Annotated in this window: 5 protein-coding genes; 1 reads left to right on the forward strand and 4 read right to left on the reverse strand. The window is 73.3% G+C overall.

Annotation, left to right across the window (positions count from 1 at the left end):
* Positions 1-1,627: amidohydrolase (locus tag AN218_RS30850; protein WP_216311831.1), on the forward strand; the 1,627-nt coding region annotated here is incomplete at its 5' end.
* Positions 1,628-1,714: 87 nt separating this feature from the next.
* Here the strand turns inward: AN218_RS30850 and AN218_RS30855 are convergent.
* The 4 genes from AN218_RS30855 to AN218_RS30870 form a co-directional block, all read right to left on the reverse strand.
* Positions 1,715-1,918, reverse strand: coding sequence for a hypothetical protein (locus AN218_RS30855; RefSeq protein ID WP_070020333.1), 204 nt, complete (start codon positions 1,916-1,918; stop codon positions 1,715-1,717).
* A gap of 14 nt (positions 1,919-1,932) precedes the next feature.
* Positions 1,933-3,015: a LacI family DNA-binding transcriptional regulator gene (locus AN218_RS30860; RefSeq protein ID WP_070020334.1), complete on the reverse strand. Its 1,083-nt coding sequence runs from the start codon at positions 3,013-3,015 to the stop codon at positions 1,933-1,935.
* A gap of 186 nt (positions 3,016-3,201) precedes the next feature.
* Complete coding sequence (locus AN218_RS30865; protein WP_070020335.1) at positions 3,202-3,648, reverse strand: SRPBCC family protein; 447 nt, start codon at positions 3,646-3,648, stop codon at positions 3,202-3,204.
* Positions 3,649-3,746: 98 nt separating this feature from the next.
* Positions 3,747-4,283: a Dps family protein gene (locus AN218_RS30870; protein ID WP_171908860.1), complete on the reverse strand. Its 537-nt coding sequence runs from the start codon at positions 4,281-4,283 to the stop codon at positions 3,747-3,749.
* Positions 4,284-4,498 lie beyond the last annotated feature (215 nt).

Below are 4,498 nucleotides of genomic sequence, written 5' to 3' on the forward strand. Positions count from 1 at the left end.
CGGGAGCACGGCCGGCGCCCCGGCCCGCCCGGTGCTCTACCGCGCCGCCCGGATCGTCAGCCAGCAGCCCGGCGGCGGCCCCGAACCGGAGGCCCTCGTCACCCTGGGCGGTCTGATCGCCGCCACCGGCACGGTGCGTGAGCTGCGCGAGCGTTTCCCGGGCGCCGCCGAGGTGGACTTCGGGGACGCCGCGCTCGTCCCCGGGTTCAACGACGCGCACATCCATCTCGCCGTCGCCGCCGAGGACTTGCTGCATCTGGACCTGTCCGCCGACGCCGTCGAGGGCACCGGGGACCTGCTCGACCAGGTGCGGTCCGAGGCGGAGCGCGCCGCACCCGGCGAGTGGATCCGCGGCAGCCGCTACGACGACACCAAGACCGGCCCGCTCACCCGATGGGACCTCGACCGTGCCGCGCCGGGGCACCCCGTCCTCGTCGTCCAGGTCGCGGGGCACTGGGGCGTCGCCAACTCCCAGGCGCTGCGGGCGCTTTGCATCGACGAGGACACTCCGCCGCCCGACGGCGGCGACTTCGGACGGGGCGCGGACGGACGGCTCGACGGGCGTCTGATCGAGCGGGCCCTGATGAACGTCGTCCATCCCGCCACCGCCCGCGGCGGCCCTTCCCCGCTGCGTCCCAGCGCACCGCAGGACAGGCTGCGCGGACTGGTCCGCGCCCAGCGGCAGTGGCATGCGGCGGGCCTGACGTCGGTGTGCGACGCCCTGATCGCGCCGCAGGACATCGCACTGCTCCAACGGGCCCGTGCCCGCGGCGAGTTGACACTGCGGGTCGGGATGCTGCTGTCCGTCGACCACTACGCGGCGGCGCAGGCGCTGGGCGTGGGCAGCGGTTTCGGGGACGACGTGCTGCGGCTGGTCGGCGTGAAGGCGTTCGTGGACGGTGCGATCGGCGGACGTACGTGTCTGCTCTCCGAGCCCTACGCGGACTCCGGCGGGCACGGCCTGCAGACCACCTCCACCGAGGAGTTGACCGCGCAGGTGCGCGAGGTGCACGGCGACGGCAACCGCATCGGGGTGCACGCCAACGGCGACGCCGCGATCCGGCTCGTCCTCGACGCCTTCGAGGCGGCGCAGCGTGAGACGCCCCGCCCGTGGCTGCGGCACCGCATCGAGCACTGCTCCGTGGTCGACGCGGACATCGTCCGCCGGATGCGCCGACTAGGCGCCGTGGCCGTGCCGTTCGCCGGGTACGTGGGCTATCACGGCGGGGCGCTGCGGCGCTGGTACGGGGCGGAGCGCACGGAGCGGATGTTCGCGCACCGCACGTTCCTGGACGCCGGGGTCGCCGTGGCGGGCTCCTCCGACTATCCCTGCGGCCCGTACCAGCCGCTGCTGGGCATCCAGTCGATGGTCACCCGCGAGGGCCTGGACGACGGTGCGCCGGTCGGCGTGAGCCAGCGGGTCAGCGCCCGCGAGGCCCTGTCGGTCTTCACTCTCGGCTCGGCCGAGGCGGAGGGGACGGCGGACCGTAAGGGGCGTCTGGTGCCGGGGCATTCGGCCGACTTCACCGTGCTCGGCGAGGACCTGCTCGCCGCCGATCCGCACCGCATCGCCTCGGTTCCCGTACTGGCGACATACGTGGGCGGTGAGTGCGTCCACGAAGCGTGACGCGCTCACCGCCCTGTTCGCACCGCCCTGTTCGCACCGTCCTGTCCTCACCGTCCGCACGGCCGCCGGGAGACCGGCTCCGGCGCACTACTGCGGGTGCGGCCGCAGCGCCGGGTCGACGCGGCGGGAGGGTTCGATGCGGTCGGCGAGGCTGCGCAGCGTGCGGGCGAGGGTCTGCCGGGAGCGGCGGACCCGGGGCTCCTCGTCCGGGACCACGGGCGCGTCCGGCAGCGCGGAGTGCGCGAGGTCGCGGGTCGCGTCCGCGATGAGGGGGCCTTCGATCGGGAACATGGTCTCTCCTTCGCTCAGCGGGGTGCGGGTCCGGTGGTGGTGCGTACGACGAGTTCGGTGGGGAGCTTGATGCGCGGGACCTTCTCCTCCCGCGGCGGTTCCAGCACCAGCCGCCCGGCCATGCGGCCCTTCTCCCCCATGGGCTGGCGCACGGTCGTCAGTCGGGCGCGCTCCGCCTCGGGGACGTCGTCGAAGCCGACGACGGAGATGTCGCGTCCGGGGACGAGGCCGCGCTGCTCGCACGCGTCGAGCACCCCGAGCGCGAGGACGTCGCCGATCGCGAGGACGGCGGTGGGCCGTTCCGCGACGTCGAGGATGTGGGCCGACTGGGAGGCCGCCGCGGTACGGGAGTTGCGGCCGGCGGCGACGACGCGGACGCTCTCCCAGGCGACTCCCACCTCGTCGAGCGCGTCCCGGTAGCCGGCGAGGCGGCCCCTCAAGTCCGCGCAGTCCGAGGCGCGTTGCTCGTCGAGGGTGGCGGGGCCCGTAGTCCCCGGGCCGCTGACGTGGTCGACCATGACGGCGACCCGCCGGTGCCCGAGCCGGACGATGTGCTCCGCGGCCATCCGCGCCGAGCCCCGCTCGTCGATGCCGACGTACGGGATGGACGGGTCGTCGGTCTCGTCGGTGGTCACCAGCGGCAGGCCGCGCGCCCGTATCAGCTCCTTCGCCGGGTGGCCGCCGGGCACGCAGTACAGACAGAACCCGTCGACGACCGCGTTGCGCACGGCCGTCTCCGGGTCACCGCTGCCCGGCGGCATGGGGATGAGCAGCAGCCCCGTGCCGGACTCCTCGGCGACCTCGGCGACTCCGCGGAGAAAGCCCACGGAGTAGGGATCGGCGAAGGCGTAGGACAGGGTCTCGGTGAAGACCAGACCGATGGCGCCGGCCCGGCCCCTGCGCAGCGAGCGCGCGGTGGCGTCGGGCCCGGGATAGCCGAGGCGGCGCGCGGCTTCGAAGATCCGCTCCCGCAGCGCCTTGTTGAGCTGGTCGGGCCGCCCGTACGCGTTGGAGACGGTGGTACGGGAGACCCCCACCTCGTCCGCGACGGTCTGCAGCGTCGCCCGCTTTGCTCGCCCGTCCACTCGCCCGTCCATGGGCCCACACCGTTTCTGTATCGATTAAGTCTGTATCGATACAGTAGGACCGCGCGGCAAGCCCTGTCCAATGGTTTTTCCGGGACGGGGGCGCCAACAGGGCGGCGCGGGGCCGCCGTTGAGACGGAGGCGGCGGGACGTTCCCGCTCAGGGAGACGTCAGGGATGTCAGAGGGCGTCAGGGACGTCAGGAGGACTCGACGGCCGACTTGATCCGCCGCCCGAAGTCGTCCGCGTCCTTGCGCGCGGCCTTCAGCGCGACCCCCGCGGCGACCTTGCCCACGCCGTGCCCGGTCAGGGAGTTGAACAGCCGTACGCGCGTGGTGCGTTCGCCGGTGGCCTCCAGGTCGTAGCCGCCCTCCTCGGCGGTCACCAGGTTGTGCGAGATCTCCGTCCAGCGGATCCGGGCGGGCGGGCTGAACTCGGTGATGCGGAACTCCCGCCGGGTGCGCACGCCACCGTCCCTGACCGTGCTCCGGTAGACGGTGCCCACGCCCGTCGGGCCGTCGGTGACCTTGGTCATCTCCTCGACGCGGGGACTGAACGTCGGGTCGTTCTCGCCGTCGGCGAGGAAGGCGAAGACCTCGTCCACGGGACGGTCGACCTCCGTGATCACCTCGAACTGTCCGGCCATCGTCTCTCCCTGCCTCGGATCGCTCCGCCCGTCCGGACCCCGCGCCCGGACCCGCCCTGCATCGCCCGGCACCGCGCACTCCCGCGCGGCGCCGCCACTCAGGGCTGCTTGCGGGCCTGCTCGGTGGCCTTGTGCGCAGCGTCCCGTTCGGAACTGGCACTGGCCGTGCTCAACGCACCGCCCGCGCTCTCCAGATGGGCCCGGACGAACCACTGGAAGAGTTCGAGGCTGCGCAACTGCTCCAGGAGCATGTCCTGCGTGACGGGATCGCTGACGTCGGTGGCGCGTACCGCCTCGCGGTGGTCCTCGATGACGCCGGTGTAGACGAGGTCGAGGGCGCCGAGGTGCTCGATGGACTCGGCACGGCCGATGGCGTAGTCCTCCCATGTGCGCTGCGCGACGAGTTCGCCGGGCGTGCCGGGCGGTGAGCCGCCGAGGGTGGAGATGCGCTCGGCGGTGGTGTCCGTCATGTCGCGTACGGAGTCGACCTGCGGGTCGAGCATCTCGTGCACCGCGATGAAGTGCGGACCGACCACGTTCCAGTGGATGTGCTTGAGCGTCAGGGCGAGGTCGTTGAGTGCGTGCAGCCGCATGGTGAGCAGCCGGATGACGTCGCCGCCGTCCCGCTGTGTCATGCCGGGGACCGTGTACTTCGGCTCGGGCGTGCTGGGCACCAGGCTCTCCCTCTGCGCGTCGGACGGCTCCGCCCGGTCGGCGGCCTCGCCTCCCATGCGACCACCGGTACGCGGCGGGCGCGCGCCGGGAGGGCGACGGGTGCGGCCATTCGGGAGGCGCCAGACGACCGCGGAGGAACGGCGGCGCCCGGCGCGGGTCGCCGCAGGCGCGGTCA

The sequence above is a fragment of the Streptomyces nanshensis genome, from assembly GCF_001751255.1.
GTDB classification, from domain to species: Bacteria; Actinomycetota; Actinomycetes; order Streptomycetales; family Streptomycetaceae; genus Streptomyces; species Streptomyces nanshensis_A.